21 protein-coding genes are annotated in these 15,917 nt (G+C 64.7%); 10 read left to right on the top strand and 11 right to left on the bottom strand.

Features of this window, described 5'->3' with window-relative positions; all coding sequences use genetic code 11:
* Positions 1-24: 24 nt before the first annotated feature.
* Positions 25-831: a DUF4148 domain-containing protein gene (locus FRZ40_RS20060; protein WP_147235349.1), complete on the bottom strand. Its 807-nt coding sequence runs from the start codon at positions 829-831 to the stop codon at positions 25-27.
* Positions 832-1,061: 230 nt separating this feature from the next.
* Between FRZ40_RS20060 and FRZ40_RS20055 the strand changes: the two genes are divergently transcribed.
* The 4 genes from FRZ40_RS20055 (at position 1,062) to FRZ40_RS20040 (ending at position 3,637) form a co-directional block, all read left to right on the top strand.
* A complete protein-coding gene (locus FRZ40_RS20055; RefSeq protein ID WP_147235348.1) occupies positions 1,062-1,784 on the top strand; it encodes a sulfite exporter TauE/SafE family protein in 723 nt (240 codons plus the stop codon).
* A gap of 37 nt (positions 1,785-1,821) precedes the next feature.
* Complete coding sequence (locus tag FRZ40_RS20050; protein ID WP_147235347.1) at positions 1,822-2,157, top strand: YbjQ family protein; 336 nt, start codon at positions 1,822-1,824, stop codon at positions 2,155-2,157.
* Between the two features lie 29 nt (positions 2,158-2,186).
* Positions 2,187-2,381 (top strand): YqaE/Pmp3 family membrane protein, encoded by a 195-nt coding sequence (locus FRZ40_RS20045; RefSeq protein ID WP_028365988.1) that lies wholly within the window; start codon positions 2,187-2,189, stop codon positions 2,379-2,381.
* 158 nt (positions 2,382-2,539) lie between these two features.
* On the top strand, positions 2,540-3,637 hold the full coding sequence (locus FRZ40_RS20040; RefSeq protein WP_028365987.1) for a GGDEF domain-containing protein: 1,098 nt from the start codon (positions 2,540-2,542) through the stop codon (positions 3,635-3,637).
* A gap of 20 nt (positions 3,638-3,657) precedes the next feature.
* Here the strand turns inward: FRZ40_RS20040 and FRZ40_RS20035 are convergent, their stop codons facing one another.
* From FRZ40_RS20035 to FRZ40_RS20025, 3 genes are all read right to left on the bottom strand, one after another.
* The gene (locus tag FRZ40_RS20035; RefSeq protein WP_007586054.1) at positions 3,658-3,885 is read right to left on the bottom strand and encodes a DUF2964 family protein; all 228 of its coding nucleotides are present in this window, start codon (positions 3,883-3,885) and stop codon (positions 3,658-3,660) included.
* Positions 3,886-3,982: 97 nt separating this feature from the next.
* Positions 3,983-4,582, bottom strand: a complete 600-nt coding sequence (locus tag FRZ40_RS20030) for a hypothetical protein (protein WP_028365986.1) — start codon at positions 4,580-4,582, stop codon at positions 3,983-3,985.
* Positions 4,583-4,675: 93 nt separating this feature from the next.
* Positions 4,676-5,068: a hypothetical protein gene (locus FRZ40_RS20025; RefSeq protein WP_028365985.1), complete on the bottom strand. Its 393-nt coding sequence runs from the start codon at positions 5,066-5,068 to the stop codon at positions 4,676-4,678.
* A 656-nt stretch (positions 5,069-5,724) separates the two neighbouring features.
* Between FRZ40_RS20025 and FRZ40_RS20020 the strand changes: the two genes are divergently transcribed.
* Positions 5,725-6,129, top strand: a complete 405-nt coding sequence (locus FRZ40_RS20020) for a helix-turn-helix domain-containing protein (RefSeq protein ID WP_028365984.1) — start codon at positions 5,725-5,727, stop codon at positions 6,127-6,129.
* On the opposite strand, the gene FRZ40_RS20015 is transcribed toward FRZ40_RS20020, so the two are convergent.
* From FRZ40_RS20015 to FRZ40_RS20005, 3 genes are read right to left on the bottom strand one after another with little or no spacing between them, the layout of a single operon-like run.
* Positions 6,130-6,630: a lytic transglycosylase domain-containing protein gene (locus tag FRZ40_RS20015; RefSeq protein ID WP_028365983.1), complete on the bottom strand. Its 501-nt coding sequence runs from the start codon at positions 6,628-6,630 to the stop codon at positions 6,130-6,132. It lies immediately after the preceding gene.
* A 33-nt stretch (positions 6,631-6,663) separates the two neighbouring features.
* Positions 6,664-7,032: a hypothetical protein gene (locus FRZ40_RS20010; protein ID WP_147235346.1), complete on the bottom strand. Its 369-nt coding sequence runs from the start codon at positions 7,030-7,032 to the stop codon at positions 6,664-6,666.
* A gap of 14 nt (positions 7,033-7,046) precedes the next feature.
* Complete coding sequence (locus tag FRZ40_RS20005) at positions 7,047-7,403, bottom strand: hypothetical protein (RefSeq protein WP_028365981.1); 357 nt, start codon at positions 7,401-7,403, stop codon at positions 7,047-7,049.
* Positions 7,404-7,768: 365 nt separating this feature from the next.
* Between FRZ40_RS20005 and FRZ40_RS20000 the strand changes: the two genes are divergently transcribed.
* Positions 7,769-8,476, top strand: coding sequence for an MgtC/SapB family protein (locus FRZ40_RS20000; RefSeq protein WP_147235345.1), 708 nt, complete (start codon positions 7,769-7,771; stop codon positions 8,474-8,476).
* Between the two features lie 60 nt (positions 8,477-8,536).
* On the opposite strand, the gene FRZ40_RS19995 is transcribed toward FRZ40_RS20000, so the two are convergent.
* Positions 8,537-9,112: a DUF4142 domain-containing protein gene (locus tag FRZ40_RS19995; RefSeq protein WP_147235344.1), complete on the bottom strand. Its 576-nt coding sequence runs from the start codon at positions 9,110-9,112 to the stop codon at positions 8,537-8,539.
* Between the two features lie 280 nt (positions 9,113-9,392).
* Between FRZ40_RS19995 and wrbA the strand changes: the two genes are divergently transcribed.
* On the top strand, positions 9,393-9,992 hold the full coding sequence (gene wrbA / locus FRZ40_RS19990; RefSeq protein ID WP_028365978.1) for an NAD(P)H:quinone oxidoreductase: 600 nt from the start codon (positions 9,393-9,395) through the stop codon (positions 9,990-9,992).
* A 20-nt stretch (positions 9,993-10,012) separates the two neighbouring features.
* Here the strand turns inward: wrbA and FRZ40_RS19985 are convergent, their stop codons facing one another.
* The 3 genes from FRZ40_RS19985 to FRZ40_RS19975 all read right to left on the bottom strand — a co-directional run bounded on the left by FRZ40_RS19985 (position 10,013) and on the right by FRZ40_RS19975 (position 12,328).
* Positions 10,013-10,567 (bottom strand): YbaK/EbsC family protein, encoded by a 555-nt coding sequence (locus FRZ40_RS19985; RefSeq protein ID WP_028365977.1) that lies wholly within the window; start codon positions 10,565-10,567, stop codon positions 10,013-10,015.
* A 77-nt stretch (positions 10,568-10,644) separates the two neighbouring features.
* Positions 10,645-11,655, bottom strand: a complete 1,011-nt coding sequence (locus FRZ40_RS19980) for a LysR family transcriptional regulator (protein ID WP_147235342.1) — start codon at positions 11,653-11,655, stop codon at positions 10,645-10,647.
* A 103-nt stretch (positions 11,656-11,758) separates the two neighbouring features.
* The gene (locus tag FRZ40_RS19975) at positions 11,759-12,328 is read right to left on the bottom strand and encodes a DUF3331 domain-containing protein (RefSeq protein WP_147235340.1); all 570 of its coding nucleotides are present in this window, start codon (positions 12,326-12,328) and stop codon (positions 11,759-11,761) included.
* Between the two features lie 527 nt (positions 12,329-12,855).
* Here FRZ40_RS19975 and FRZ40_RS19970 point away from each other — a divergent pair.
* The 3 genes from FRZ40_RS19970 to FRZ40_RS19960 all read left to right on the top strand — a co-directional run bounded on the left by FRZ40_RS19970 (position 12,856) and on the right by FRZ40_RS19960 (position 15,856).
* On the top strand, positions 12,856-13,233 hold the full coding sequence (locus FRZ40_RS19970) for a DUF427 domain-containing protein (protein ID WP_147235338.1): 378 nt from the start codon (positions 12,856-12,858) through the stop codon (positions 13,231-13,233).
* A 323-nt stretch (positions 13,234-13,556) separates the two neighbouring features.
* Positions 13,557-14,201: a carbonic anhydrase gene (locus FRZ40_RS19965; RefSeq protein WP_028365973.1), complete on the top strand. Its 645-nt coding sequence runs from the start codon at positions 13,557-13,559 to the stop codon at positions 14,199-14,201.
* 92 nt (positions 14,202-14,293) lie between these two features.
* A complete protein-coding gene (locus tag FRZ40_RS19960; protein WP_147235336.1) occupies positions 14,294-15,856 on the top strand; it encodes a SulP family inorganic anion transporter in 1,563 nt (520 codons plus the stop codon).
* Positions 15,857-15,917 lie beyond the last annotated feature (61 nt).

The following is a 15,917-nucleotide window of genomic DNA, read 5'->3' as shown; positions in this document are numbered from 1 at the left end:
CAACATGCCGCCTGTGATGGGCGGTCACCAGTTGCGCGCGGCGGGCTGCGTGTCGCGGCTCGGTACGCCGCCCGGACCGTACGGATCAGGATTACCGAAGCGCGACAGCGAGCCGTCGCTGCGCGCTCGCGTCAGTTCGTCGCGTACTTCGGCGCGGGTTTTCGGTGCGTCGCGGGCGGCGGTAACGGGCGGTTCGCGGTTGGGCTTGCCCGATGCGATGGCGGGGGCGGAGGCGGCGGGTTGTGCAGGCGGTTCTTCCGTCAACGCCGGCGTTTGCGATACGACTTCAGCCTGCATCTGCGGAGCGTTTTCTGTTGCATCGGCTTTTGCGTTGTCCGGGCGGATATCCACGGGCGGCGGCAGGTTGGCCGCCAGCGCTTCGTCATCGTCGGAAGTGCCGGGCGCATGCTGCGCTTTTCGCGATGCGTGCGTGCGCGTGGACGGTCTCACGTCGCCTGGCGACGATGTCTTCGCCGTGCGCGCCATCGCTTCGCGCGCGGCCAGTTTCTTTTGCAGCATGAGCGCCTGCGGCTCGTCTGCGCGCATCGCCAGCACGGCATCGCGCAGCACGTGCGCGGACGCGAGGTCGCCGCTCTGCAGACAGTCATGCACGGCCTGCAACACGCGCGCGATGCCTGCGTTTTGCGGATCGTCGACGGACGTGTCGGATGTCGCGGGCCGCGCGTGGAACGCGAGCGAAGCGTCGATGTGGCCGTCCGCTTCCTTCGCCGACGACTCGCGATTGCCGAACCGCAATCCGAGCGCGGCGAGCGTCAGCGCGCCGATCAGCACGCCGCCCGCCACGATCATCCTGCTGGATTCGCTCATCATCGCGCGTTCCTTCGCAGTCGCACGGCACAGCCGATACCCGCATTGCTACGACTACAATCCGCAGACAAAAAGGACGCGGCGTCACGCGCGCGTCCAATACGAGTTGTAGCAGCAATTGACGGCGACGACGCGCCCGAACGCATAAACGCTCGCCCGCATTCGTCACACGTTTGCGTGATGCGCCGCCTTTTTCCAGTAGCATGGCGCCAACGCGCTTTTCGGGGAGCCGTATGGGTTATCTGTTGGTGCTCGTGGTCGGGCTTGCGGCCGGCACGCTAAGCGGCGTGATCGGCACGGGTTCGTCGATGCTGCTGATGCCCGTGCTGGTGATGCTGTTCGGGCCGCAACAGGCGGTGCCCATCATGGCGATCGCCGCGATCATGGGCAATTTCGGCAAGGTGCTCGCATGGTGGCGCGAAATCGACTGGCGCGCGTGCGGCGCCTATTGCGCGACGGCCGTGCCGGGCGCGGCGCTCGGCGTGCGCACGCTGCTCGCATTGCCGCCGCATGCCGTCGAGATCGCGCTGGGCCTGTTCTTCGTCGCGATGGTGCCGGCGCGACGGTGGCTCGCGCGCCGCCCGGTCCGCTTTTCGCCGTGGCATCTGGCCGCCATCGGCGGGCCGGTTGGATTTCTGACGGGCATCGTGGTCTCGACGGGACCGATCACGGTGCCCGTGTTCATGGGTTACGGCCTCGTGAAAGGCGCATTTCTCGCGACGGAAGCGGCCGGCTCGCTCGCCGTCTATGCCGCCAAGGTCGCGGCTTTCGATCGGTTCGGCGCGTTGCCGCTGCACGTCGTGGTCGACGGGTTGATTGCGGGGTCCGCACTGATGGCGGGCGCGTTCTGCGCGCGGCGCATCGTGGTGCGCATGAGTCCCGGCACGTTCCGGATGGTCGTCGACGGATTGATGCTGTCGTCGGGGCTGTCGCTGCTGTGGGCAGCGGGGCGCTGAGCAAAACGCGTAACGAATCAACAGCGGAGGAAACGATATGATCGAACGACACATGGTCTCCACGACCTTCGATTTGCCCGGCTATACCGTCGACGCATCGCTTGGCATGGTGCGCGGCATCATCGTGCGTTCGCGCTCGGTGGTGGGATCGATCGGCGCGGGGCTGCAGACGATCTTCGGCGGCAACATCTCGCTGTACACGTCGCTGTGCGAGCGCGCGCGGCACGACGCCTACGAGCACATGCTGGCGGAAGCCGCGCTGCTCGGCGCCAATGCTGTCATCGGCATGCGTTACGATGCGACCGAAATCGGCGCGGGCGTGACGGAAGTGCTCTGCTACGGCACCGCCGTGCACGCGCGCCGCAGCGTCTGATTCAGGCTTTTCAACCAGAAGGAAATCTCATGCGTCTGTTGCTTGCCTTGCTCTTGCCGTGGTTCCAGTTCTTCACGATCGGCCGTCCGTTTGCCGGGATCATCTGCCTCGTGCTGCAGCTCACGATCATCGGCTGGCTGCCCGCGGCGATCTGGTCGGTCTACGCGCTGAGCCAGTACAAGACCGATCGCAAGATCGAAGAGGCGCTCGGCCGGCGGTCGTAAGCGCATGGGGAGCCGCGCGTCTCAGGCGCGAACCGGCTCCGCATCCGGCACATATCGGGCACGTTTCAACCGTTGCAAGCATCGGCCTCAAGCAAATGCGCTTCGAGGCCGATAACCAGACGTTGGGCCCTGTAGCGGGCCCCAATGCAACGGCCCAGATGAGCACACCACACACGCCCCAGTCCGTCCGCCTTCGCGCACTCGTCGATACGGTGCAACGCAACGAACGCACGTTGCGCCGCTTCCAGGATGTCGAACTCCAGTTGATCCGCGCGCAGGATTTCCAGTCGCTTTGCCGCGTGCTGCTCGACTATCTGCCGCGCGAGTTCGGGCTGGAGCGCGTGATGCTGTGGCTCAACGACACGCTGCCGCTGCTGCATGAGCTGGCCTCGCGTCACGCGAACCATGCCGCGAACGTGAGCCCGGCAGCGTCGCTGAAGACGTCGCCGGAAACGGGCGAAGCGGCGGCGCGCCTGTGTCCGCAAGGACGTCCGTGGCTGGGCGCGCCGGCGTCGATGGACGACGCGACGCGCAACGCGCTCTTTGCGGGCGACATGCAGCCGGCCAGCGTCGCGCTGCTGCCGCTCGCCGCGAACGGCCAGCCGTGCGGCTACCTGTGTCTCGGCAGCGACAACGACAGCCGCTTTTCACCGGGCATGGCGACGGACATGCTGGAGCGCTTCGCCGTGATCGTCGGGGCGAGCCTCGACAACGTCGCGCATCGCGAGCAACTGGAACGCCTCGGCGCCACCGACGCGCTCACGGGCCTGCCCAATCGCCGCTATTTCGACGAGCGTCTGCGCGAAGAGACGACCCGCGCGTCGCGCTACCGTCTGCCCCTCGGCTGTCTCTTCATTGACATCGACGGTTTCAAGCCGATCAACGATGCTTACGGTCACGCGGTCGGCGACCGCGCGCTCGCGCTGGTCGGCACTTGTCTGCGCAAGCAGACGCGTCTTGGCGACACGATCGCGCGCTACGGCGGTGAAGAGTTCGCCGTGCTGCTGCAAGGCGATCTGAAGGATTCGCTCGTCGTGGCCGAACGCATGCGCGCAGCCGTCGAGCGGCTCGAGCTGCTCGGCGACGACGGCGGCGCGCGCATTCCGTTGACGGTGTCGATCGGCGTGGCCGCGCATGCGATGCAGCTGGGCGCCGATCTCGACGGGCTCGGACGCATGCTCGTCGATGAAGCGGACCGCGCGATGTACCAGGCCAAGGCCGAGGGCCGCAATCGCGTGGTGATGCTCGTCGGCTAGCGGCGCTTCCTGCGCTCGCGCTAGTCGTCGACGAACAGCATCGACACGTAAAGGATCGTCGACACGACGATGATGCCGACGCCGACGAACACCTTCGTACGGTTGAATTCGAGCCCGCCGTTGATCGCGACGGCGATGCCCGCGACGGCCGACAGCGTGCCGATCGCGGCGAGCACGACATGAGCCTTGCTCCATATCATCTTGCGGCGCGCGCGGCGCTTCGGCGAGTTCCAGGGTTCGATGGGCATCGGATCGACCATGCGGGCAATGATGGACAGCGAGATGTCTCGCCGGCGCGATGCGCGAGGCGAGACGCGAGGCGAGACGCAAGGCGCAAGCAGGCCGTTACTGGATGGGCGCGCCATTGCGCGTGATCTGCACGGCCGTGGCCGATGCGTAGTTCGCGCGAATGCTGTCACCGACCTTGAGCTTGTCGAGCGGCACGTCGGGCGCAACTTCCAGCACCACGGTGCGTTGCGGGCCGCGCAGCGTCACCAGGCGCTTCTTGCGATCGATCTTCTGCACGGTTGCGACGACTTCGACGTGGCGCATTTGCGTCGACGCGCCGCCTTGCGTGGGCGTCGTCGCCTGCGATTCGACGCGCGAGCGTATGCCCTTCGAATCGACCTTGTCCGCGGAGAGCAGCAGCGCGCCCTTGTACGAGATGTGCACTTCGTCGCCGACCTTGAGCTTTTTCACGTCGCCGACATCGGGATCGACGTCGACGATCATCGAGTTGCCGCGCGGTCCGCGGATCGTCACTTCGTTGTTGTCGGCGTCGATATGCGTGATGTGCGCTGTCACGTCGGCGACAGCGGCCGTGCCGACGGCATTCGTCGCGGACGCCGGATTGTCCTGCGCGAGAGCGCCGTTGACGGGCGCGGCGAGCGCCGCGCAAGCGGCAATGGCCAGGATGCGGATCGAACGGCGAGCTGCAAGTTGCATGTGAGACTCCTCGTTTGAATGGACGCGTGGTCCGTTGGCCGGATAGCGGGATAAGCCGTGCGCGCGTTCTGCGCGGGTGAATCCGGCGGGGGCTCAGGCGGTTTCGGCGGCGTGGCTGGCCGCTTTTCTTCTTGCATCGTCATAGACCCGGCGGCGTTCCGCCTCGACCAGTTCGCGCTTGCGCTTGACCGACTGCCTGTGGATGGGCGGCCCCATGACGGCGACATAGTCGGCATAGCGATGCTTCTGATAGCGGCGGAAGAAGTCGGGGCCGGGCAAGCCGTTGCTCAGCGCGAGCAGCACGCCGTAATCGATGCTCGATACTTCGCCAAGCGAAGCGATGGCGCGCTCCAGCGCGTCGTAGCGAGCCGTGAGCGGATCGCCTGCGCCGAACATAGCGTGAAAGCGCTGATAGGTGAGAAGACGCTCATGTTCCGCCGCGCGCCGCAACGCCACGACGATACGCTCGACCCGTTCCGCTTCCATCTCTACCTCCGCGCGTGGTGCGCCGTCGCGCAGGCCGGCTGCCGGCGCTGCGCGACAGACGACTGCAACTGCCCGCTATGTCATTGACGGCCAAAAGCGATTACGTGCTGGTGAAGTTTGATTTAATTCGGGTTACGCGAAAATGATATTTCCGGGCAAACGCGCACACGCCGCCTTTTGAGGCTGCAAATAAACAGCAATGGCGGGTTATTGCCGTGGCATGCAAAGCCAGGGCGATTAGCCAGGGCGATTACTTAGTGCGGTATTGAAATCGACGTATTGCCATACGACGTTCCCTCGTGAAAACGCGGCAGGCGCACGGACCAAAGTGCGTTCGTCAGACTTGACTGCACTCGACGCAAGTAATGGTTACTGCATGCTAGCAAACGACTTCGGTAAGTTCAAGGCGCGATGTAATACCGTTGAAAAAATATGAGGGTTCTTATTGTTAACCGAAATGATTTCAACTGTTTATACGGATTAAGAGAGTGCAATAAAATCTGTAAATGATTTTTCTATATTCATGAAATTTTACGGACCCCTGACACAAACAGTCTTGAAGCATATATTGGTTTTTTGTCTTTTGTTGCGCGCCGTGCAAGGCCTGTCATGCGGCACCCGAGGCTTATCCGTTCCGATCGTCAGCGAGACCGCTCATGCCTCCACGAAACGAAGCATTGCCGACCGTCATGCGCCGGCTTGCCGCGGGCAAGATGCTGATGGAGGGCGCGTCCGTCAGCGATGTCGCCGCGCAACTGCATATCTCCGAGAACACGGTGCGCAAATATCGCACGCTCGTGAACGAGGGCGGGCTGGAGTCGTTGCGGCAGATGAGCGTCGGCGGGCGTTCGTCCGTGCTCGACGAGGCGGCGCTGCAATGGATCGCGGCGGCGCTGAACGGTCCGGCGGGCATCCACGGTTTTCCTTCCGATGCCTGGACCAGCAACCGTCTGCGCGAGGTGATACGCGTGAGGTTCGGCGTCAGCTACTCACGTGTCTATACCTGGCAGATCGCGACCAATCTCGGCCTCGGACACCGGCTGACGAAATCGCGCAAGTAGTCAGTGCGCTGCAGGCAGCAGTTCGCCCCACGCGACGAGAATCTTCTGGATGCTGCGCGCATACGCGTCGCGCTCCTTCGGCGACTCCGAGTGATATGCGCCGATCGCGCGCCACGTGTTGCCGTACTTCACCATCTTCTGCTTGATGAGCCACGCGGCGACGTAGATGTTCACGCAAGCATCCGTGAGCGCGCGGTGCGGGATGCCGAGGCGTTTCAGATCGCTGAAGTGCACCGAATTGATCTGCGCCTGGCCGACGTCGATCGAGCCGTTTGAATTGCGGTTGACGGCAGCGGGATCGCCTTTCGATTCGTGCCATGCAACGGCGCGCAGGATCAACGGATTGACGCCCTGATACACGGCGGCCTGCTCGAAGCAGTCGTCGGCGCGGGCCGTTCCGCACGTCGAGGCCGCGAGCGACAGCGCTAGTGCGAAAGCGCCGAAGGCACGCCTGAGCGGACGCCGCGAGCGGGGCGCGGCGTGAAGTCGGTGAAGGGACACGTGTGACGCTCCGTTGTATGCGCGGATCCTCGGTTATTTCGCCAGCGCCAGGTCGAGCTGCTTTTCGACCGAACGCAGATACGTGCGCGTCGTGTCCGACACGACGAGGCGCGCAGCGGGCGCGGCGGGCCGCACGTCGACGGGCGCGCGGGCCTTGCGCTTCTTCGCAGAGGGCTTCGGCGCGGCGATCGGCTCGTCGTCGTCGCCGGCCGACGGCGGCAGCATCGCGAGCGTCGGCAGCGGCGGATAGACCTTGTCAGCGGCAGCCGACGCGGCGGCCGACGTAGCGGTCCCGCCATTCGCCGACAGCGCGCCGGCGACGGCCGGCTGGCCTGCGAATGCGGCCTGGCTCATGAGCGCGGCGAGCGCAAGGCTCGCCGCGAGGATGACAGTGCGGAACATGGCGTGGCTTCCCCTCATGGCGTCGCGGCCGTCGGCCGGATCGACACGCTATACGGCTGATTCGCGCCCGCCGTCAGATTCTCGAGGCTCAGCTTCGCCGGGTGCTGCGAAGGCACGCCGCGCCAGATCGCCTGATTCAGGTACGGCAGATCCTGGCCGAGCGCGGTGACGAGAATGGTGGTCGGCTGCTTCTGCGACGCGGCCAGCGCGCCCGCCTTCGCCAGCACGGCCGACAGCTGCGGATCGCGAGCGCCGAGCGCGTCGGGCGGAATCGCGAAACTGATGACGTCGTTCGACGCGGGCGGCTTGTCCGCCTGCGATGCCGTATTGGCAGGCAACTGCGCGCAACCGGCCATCACGGCAAGAACCATACAAATCGCAAGCTGCTTCACGAACCGCTCCCAGAAGTCGTTGACGCTGTATCGGTTTTTCGGCAGGTTCCCGGCGAACTTGATATGCATACCGCAAACGTTTGGCAAATCGGGAAACTTGACTCAAGAACAATAGTCACGCGGAAACTCTGACCGTCGGGGGGAGGGAAAGCGGTGAGGTTGTCTCGCGCGCCGGCGGCGCTGTCGGGGGTAATCGGGAGGGCGTCCGGCGTCACGCGGCGACGAGGGAAATGATTGGCCGCGCAACATATTCCTGCAACACATCAGTGAAATACAGCGGCCTCAGGATATCGCTCCCAACCGGATTCGATCCGGCGTTCAACCCGCCCAATCTTTCAAACGACATGTCAGCGGATTTCATCTGGAGGTTGCTGGCCGCGTTCGCGTGCGGCGTCGCGATCGGGCTCGAGCGTCAGATGCGCCAGCGCACGGCGGGGCTGCGCACGATCACGCTGGTCGCGAGCGGCGCGTGCCTGTTTGTCACGCTGGGCATGCTGACGGGCAACGGCGTCGCGGGCGTCACGCAGATCGCCGCGTATGTCGTGTCGGGCGTCGGTTTTCTCGGCGGCGGCGTCATCATGCGCGACAAGGGCTCGATCCAGGGCATCAATACGGCGGCGACGCTGTGGTGCTCGGCGGCTGTCGGCGTACTGTGCGGCGCGGGACATTACGGACCGGCGCTCGCGGGCACCGTCGTCGTGCTCGCAACCAACACGGTGCTGCGCGAAGTGAGCCGCGCGATCAACGCGACGCCGGTGTCGAGCGCGGACCTCGTGCGCGAATACGTGTTGACGGTGGTGTGCCGTGAGCACGACGAGATTCACATCCGCACGGTGCTGTCGAACGCGATGTATTCGCAACCGCTGTCGTTTCAGAGTCTGACGAGCGAGGACGTCGACGGCGATCCGCCGCGCATCCAGGTGACGGCGACCTTGCGCATGCATCCGAAGGATCAGCCCAAACTCGAACTGATGGCGAGCCGGCTCAGCATGGAGAAGAGCGTGTCGAGCGTCAGCTGGTCGGCGAAGGAAGCGGAGCTGACGCCCGAATGAAAAAGCGCATCGCGGAATGCCGCGATGCGCTTCATGCAATGCGAGTTCTTGCGAAGGGCTTTACTGCGCAGCGAGATGCTTGCGCTTTGCAAGCTCCTGTGCGGACGCGTATTGTGCCTGAATGGTCGGCAGCGCCTTGCGGGCGGCGTCCTTCAGCTGCTCGTTGCGACCCGACGCGATTTCCGCCTGGAATGCCGACAGCGTTTTCTGCTCGCCGCCCAGCGCGATCTGTTCGATATACGCCTTGTCGAATTCCGCGCCGCGCAGATTCTTGATGCTGTCGAGCGTCGCCGTGTCCGGGTTGTTGTGCGGCACGTCGACACCGCGCGGGCTGGCTGCGCGGAGCGCGTCGGCGATCTGGAGATTGTCGGCGGCGACCTTTTCGGCGAATGCCTTTACTGCACGGTCCGTCGAGCGCGATGTCGCGATGCGGGCGGCATCGCGCTGCGTGGCGACGGCTTGCGTGCCCTCGTTGATGAAGGTCTGGTCGGCAGCGTGCAGCCGCACGGTTTCGGCGGGCTGCGCGGCTTTCGCCGGTTGTGCCGGTTGCGTGGTTTGCGCGTTCACCGCCGATGCGAACAGCAACAGACTGGTCGTGGATGCACAGACGATGGAAGCGATGGGCAAACGGATCATGTGTTCTCCTTCAGTGAATCGATGAGCGGGTGAATCGGTCGAGGGCATTCTAGGGGCCGCGCGTGCGGGCAGGTGCAACGGCGATGTCGCTTGTGTAACGGTGCGTAAAGCTTGTGGCGCGTTCCGCGCGGGTTGTGGCGCGCACGATGTGATGCATGCATCCGCATGGGTGTTGCGCTGACGTGGGCGACGTGCCGGGAGTATCGTAGGCGAGACGGCAATCGATGCCGCCTTCTCAACGCGAAGCACGCGGGCTTCGCATTCTTGACAGGAGATCGCCATGGCCAAGGTTCTCGTTCTCTACTACTCGTCGTACGGTCACATCGAAACGATGGCGCAAGCCATCGCGGAAGGCGCGCGCGGCGCGGGTGCGCAGGTCGACATCAAACGCGTGCCGGAGACCGTGCCCGAAGAGATCGCGAAGAAGGCGAATTTCAAGCTCGATCAGCAGGCGCCCGTTGCTGCCGTCGCCGATCTCGAGCAATACGATGCGATCGTCGTCGGCACGGGCACGCGTTATGGACGCATGTCGTCGCAGATGGCTGCGTTTCTCGATCAGACGGGCGGACTATGGATGCGCGGCGCGCTGAACGGCAAGGTCGGCGCGGCGTTCGCATCGACGGGAACGCAGCACGGCGGACAGGAGACCACGCTGTTCTCGATCATCACGAACCTGATGCATCTCGGTCTGATCATCGTGGGTTTGCCGTACAGCCATCAGGGGATGATGAACATGACGGAGATCGTCGGCGGCGCGCCGTATGGCGCAACGACGATCGCAGCGGCCGACGGCTCGCGTCAGCCGAGCGCCATCGATCTGGAAGGTGCGCGGCATCAGGGCGAACTGGTCGCGAAGACGGCGGCGAAGCTGTTTGGCTGAGCGTCTTGCCCGGGGCGTGCTCAGGCCGCGTCGGGCTCGCCGGGCGGCAACGTCAATTGCGCGACTTCGACGGTGTCGAGTTGCGCGAGCGCGGACGGCGCGAGCAACAGTTTCGCTTTGCGGATGCCTGCGCCCATCACGACTTGCTGACGCTCCATCACGGCGGTATCGACGAGCACGCGCCAGTTCGCGGGCAGACCGAACGCCGTGATGCCGCCGAATTCCATCGCGCTTTGTTCGGTCGCGATCTCGCGCTGCGCAAACGAAATGCGCTTCGCGCCGAGCACGGCTTTCACCGCGCCGTTGACGTCGAGGCGCAGCGAACCGAGTGTCACGATCGCGGCGAGATGTTCGCCGCCGTCCTTCCTGTAGCGGACTACGATCGTGTTCGCGCAGTCTTCCATCGGGAAGCCGTAGCGTGCGCTGAAGTCGGCGGTGTCCGACGCATCGTCGGTGACGGAGAACACGACGATGTCGCGGCCTTCGATCGACGATGCGACGTGTGCGGGAAGATGGGCGCCGATGCGATCGGGCGCGATGATGTCGAGCGTCTGTAGCGGTTCGTGCGAAAGCATGATGACCTGTGAGCAGTGAGCGGACGATAGCGGCGCGCACATATTGTACGGTCATTGAACGCTCGTTGAGCGGTCTCTCAGCCTTCTTGCACGCGGGTGTCGGCCGCGTCGGCGGGAAAGAGATGGACGCTCATGAAGTCGACGAAGGCCCGCACTTTCGGCGTCAGCTTTCCGCCCGAAGGCCACAGCGCGCGAAAGACGCTGAGCGCGCCGGAGTATTCGCGCAGAACGGCGACGAGCGTGCCGTCCGCGATCTGCTTGCGCACGGTGAAGTCGGGCACGCAGGCAAGGCCGAGACCTTGCCCGGCCATCGCGATCAGCGGTTCGACGGCTGTGGCGATGGCAGTCGACGGCAACTCGATATCCAGCGATTCGCCGTCGCGTTCGAGCGGCCAGCGGCGCAGCTTGCCCGTGGTCGGAAATCGATGCTGAAGACACGCGTGATGAACGAGCGCTTCGGGCGCCGCGAGGGGCGGATGTTTCGCGAGATACGCCGGCGACGCCACGATCAGATGCACATACGTGCCCATGATGCGCGTGATCAGCTGCGAGTCGTTGACGTCGCCCGTGCGCATCACCACATCGAAGCCTTCTTCGATCACATCGACGATCCGGTCGCTGAAGTCGATGTCCAGCGTGATCTCCGGATACGCCTTCATGAACTCGCCGACCACGGGCATCACGAGCGTCGCGACCATCGGCATGCTCACGCGCAGTTTGCCGCGCGGCGCGGCATGCGCGAGCGCGAGCTCGCTTTCGGCGGCTTCGATTTCTTCGACGATGCGTTGACAGCGCGTGAGGAACAGCGCGCCTTCGGGTGTGAGCGTGATGCTGCGTGTGCTGCGATGAAAGAGCCGCGCGCCGAGCCGCGTTTCCAGCCTGGAAATGGCCTTGCCGACGGCGGAAGCGGAGATGCCGAGCTGGCGGCCGGCTTCCGCAAAGCTGCGGGTTTCGGCTGCGCGGACGAACACGTTGATCGAGCCGAAGCGGTCCATCGCGCTCGTGCTCGCGCTGCCGTCGACGGTTGCCGACGAGGCGGAGTGCAGCGTGACAGGCGCGGTGCGCGCGATATCGGCTTGCGAAGCCATGAGCGGTCTCCAGACTGAAGCGCCGCCCTGGCACGGTGGCGAGGGCGGCGCGGCGCACGCTAGCCGTGCGCGTCCGAAGTGTAGCGCGTTCGCGTGCGAACGCTCATTCGAGGTCGTCGAGCAACTCGGCGAGAATCATCTGCGACATGTTGCGCGGGCGGCTCGACGGACGGCTGAACGGACCGTACACGGCATCGCCGCGCACGATGTCCGCGCCCGTCAGCGCGCATACGCCGCGCGAACGCGCGATGCGGCGCACCCACAGTTGCTCGGTATAGCGGCCCGCCGTCGAATCGCGCCATGTGATCGAAATCGACTTGGCGCCGAAGCGCTCGACGAACGTAATGACCGCGCCGCTGTGTTCGCTCTCAGCCGCCTGCTTGCGCTCGGCCGTTGCCGTGCGGCGCGCGGCGCGCGCAGCGCATGCGCCCTGATCGCATTTGTCAGAAGGCCCGAGCTTGATGTCTTGCGCGGGTGCTTTGCCGAGCCGCGAAATGGTCGTGGCCCATGGATCGCGTAGCGCGGGCGCCGCGCCGCCGGCGTGATCGGACCGCACGTCGGCGTACAGCGTTTCCTTGCGGCGCAGTTCGGGCTCGCCGCTCGCGCGCCGGTTTGCGTGGGCGCGAGGCCGGGGTTCAGCCGTTGTGCCAGTTGCAGTTCCAATCCTGCTCACGTCGACTCCTCGTTAAATCATGGCCCGTCGAAGCGACTCATCCGGCTACGCAGAACCTTACGGTCTGCTTGTGATGAACGCTTTGGCAGCCGCAATCGCGGCCGCTTGCGTGCGGGCGAAAACGCATGCGCCGCGCGTCGTTGCGCCATGACAGCGAACGATCTGAGCGGTTTCACGCTGTCTCGCAGCGTGGCAATTGGCTTTCGCGGCCGGCACGGACGACCGGTCGCATGGCGTGCATCGTAGCGGCTTGCCAAGGGCAGATAAATGCCAGCTAAATGAACACTCAATTTATCTAATTCAAACAATGGCGTATCGGAAATGCCCGATGAACGCCAATGGCTTGCTGCATAAAGGTCTTCAGCGATGCATATGCACATGATCCGCGTCGGAAAGCGCCGGATAGCCGTTACGCGAGGCAGGGTCTTGCCTTGACATCGCAAGGCGCGCGTCCATACTCGGACGGTACTTCGCACCTTGACCGCCATCCCGCCCGCCACCTGTTTCCATCGCAAGGACACGATCCCATGCACAAGACAGTGAAGATTCCCGGTCCCGAACATCCCATCACGATTTCGAAAAGCGGATCGCGCGTTGTCGTGTCCGTTGCCGGTCACAAGATCGCCGACAGCACCGATGCGCTGTCCTTCCATGAGGCGTCGTATCCGGAAGTGCTCTACGTTCCGCGCAAGGACGTGGACATGTCGCTGCTCGAACGCACCGATCATTCGACCTATTGCCCGTACAAGGGCGAGTGCAGCTACTACAGCATCCCCGCCGGCGGCGAACGTTCCGTGAATGCGGTGTGGAGCTACGAAAGCCCTTACGATGCCGTTGCATCGATCAGGGAGCATGTCGCGTTCTATCGCGACCGCGTGGACGCCATCGAGGTCAGCGCGAAGTAGTCGAATGAACGATGGATCGCATGCATGCGATCCATCCTGTCCGCACACGCGCTCAAACATGACACGCGTGACAAACATCGATCCCTGTTCATCCACTTCCCGAACGCATCGCTTCATCACGGTGCAGCCGATCACGCAAATGACATAAATGCCCGGAGAGCCGCATGAATGCACGCTTTCCGGGCATTGGATGCAGTCGGCATCAAATGATTTTTATCGATTTTTTTCGGAACCTTCTTGCCGTAAGCTTTTCGTAAACACCATCGCGTTTGTCCGCGATGGGCAGACTCCGTTCACTTCAGAACCCGGCAGGAGCACGATCGATGAATCATCCAAAACGCCTATTGCTGTCCAATCTGGCCTGGTCGCAGGAAGTCTCTGCGCGGGAGCCCGAGTTCTTCACGGATCTCGCGCGCGGGCAGCAGCCGCGCATTCTGTGGATCGGTTGCTCCGATAGCCGCGTGCCCGCCGAGCGCATCACCAATGCGCAACCGGGCGAGTTGTTCGTCCATCGCAACATCGCGAACCTCTACACGTCCGACGACGGCAACGCATCGAGCGTGATCGAATACGCGGTGCATGCGCTGAAGGTCGAACACGTCGTGATCTGCGGACATCATCATTGCGGCGGCGTGCGCGCCGCGCTGTCGCCGCCTTCGGATGCGCTGCCCGTCGTGAACCGCCGCATCGCCGGGCTGCGCGATCTGGCCGGACGGCATCGCGACGAACTGCTTGCGATTGCGGATTTCGACGCGCGTGTCGACCGTTTCGCGGAGTTGAATGTGATCGAGCAGGTGCGCCTGTTGCGCGAGTCGCCCATCGTGCGCCGCGCGCCGCGTCCGCCGCAGATTCACGGCTGGATTTTCGGGCTGCGCGAAGGGCTGCTGACGCAACTCACCGATATGGAAGAAGCGCGCGAGATCGCCGAATCGCACACGGAAACCCACACCGTTCGCGACGCCGCCTAGCGACGTTTCAGCACTTCCTTTTCAATCTGCGAACCACGAGCCGCCGGCGCATCTCGCCGCGCGGCAGGGCTCAACTCGACCTCATGGATACCATGCACACTCCACCCGTTTCCCGTCTTTCGAACCTGCGCAGCGATGTCTTCGCGGGCATCGTCGTGTTTCTCGTCGCGCTGCCGCTGTGTCTCGGCATCGCCACTGCGTCCGGCGTCGAGCCGTTTGCCGGGCTCGTGTCCGGCATCGTCGGCGGACTGGTCGTCGCGCTGCTGAGCGGCTCGCATCTGAGCGTGAGCGGACCGGCAGCCGGTCTCGTCGTGATCGTCGTGTCGGCGATCGCGTCGCTCGGCAGCTTCTCCGCGTTTCTCGCCGCGGTGCTGATCGCGGGCGCGCTGCAGATCGGTTTCGGTCTGCTGCGCGCGGGACGGCTCGCGAGCTTCGTGCCCGTCGCGGTCATCAAGGGGATGCTGGCTTCGATCGGCATCATGCTGATCGTCAAGCAGATTCCGCTCGGCACGGGCCTCGCGAGCGTGGCCGATGCCAGTGTTGCGCACGCAGGTACATTGGCGACGCCGTTCGGCGCTATCTCGATCGTCTCGGTCGTGCTGTGTGTCGTATCGGTCGCGATGCTGTTTGCGTGGGAGACGCCGCGCGCGAAGCGCTACGCGATCGTGCGGATGCTGCCGGGGCCGCTCGCGGCCGTCGCGCTCGGCATCGGCGCGACGCTCGCGCTCGATATGCTCGCGCCCGCGCTTGCGTTGCGTGCGGAGCATCGCGTGTCGCTGGTGTCGCTGGATTCGTTCGCGGCATTGGCGGGCGCGATCTCGATGCCCGACTTCACGCAGCTCGTCGATGCCGACGTCTGGCGCGTCGCGCTGACGCTCGCCGTCGTCGCGAGTCTGGAAACGCTGCTGAGTCTCGAAGCCGTCGAGCAGATCGACCCGAAGCGCCGCCGCGCGTCGCCGGATCGCGAACTGAAGGCGCAAGGCGTCGGCAATATGGTGGCGGCCGTGCTCGGCGGCCTGCCGCTGACGGCTGTGATCGTGCGCAGCTCGGCGAACGTGCACGCGGGCGCGCAGACGCGCATGTCGGCCGTGATTCACGGCGTGCTGCTGCTGGCGAGCGTGTTTGCGCTGACGGCCGTGCTGAACCTGATTCCGCTCGCGTGTCTCGCAGCGATCCTGATCCACACGGGCTACAAGCTCGCCAAGCCGGCATTGTTCGCGGCGATGGCGCGCGAAGGCGTCGACCGCTTCGTGCCCTTTGTCGCGACGATCGCGGGCGTGCTCGCGACGGATCTGCTGATCGGCATTGGCATCGGCATCGCGACGAGCGCGCTGCTGGCGATGCGCGCGAACCTGTCGCGCACGTTCACGCTGACGCGTCACGACGATCACTATCTGCTGGTGCTGCGCAAGGACGCGACGTTTCTGTCGAAGCCGATGCTCACGCACTGCCTCGCGCAGATTCCCGATCACGCGACGGTGCTGATCGACGCGGAGCGCGCCGATTTCATCGACCGAGATATTCGCGATGCGCTCGATGCGTTCGCCGACGAGGCGGCGCGCCGCCGGATTACCGTCGAGCGCCTGCGCTGGCCGGAGCCGGCGGCGCAGGAAGGACGCGCAATGCTGCCGTCGCTGCGTGCGACGACGGGCTGACGCGTAAAAAGGGCGCGATAGCGCGCGGGTCGGCGCGCATCGGGCGATAGAGACTTCGGGA

Origin of the sequence: Paraburkholderia azotifigens (assembly GCF_007995085.1) — a bacterium.
GTDB lineage: Bacteria > Pseudomonadota > Gammaproteobacteria > Burkholderiales > Burkholderiaceae > Paraburkholderia > Paraburkholderia azotifigens.
This window is presented reverse-complemented; position numbering and strand designations above follow the sequence as displayed.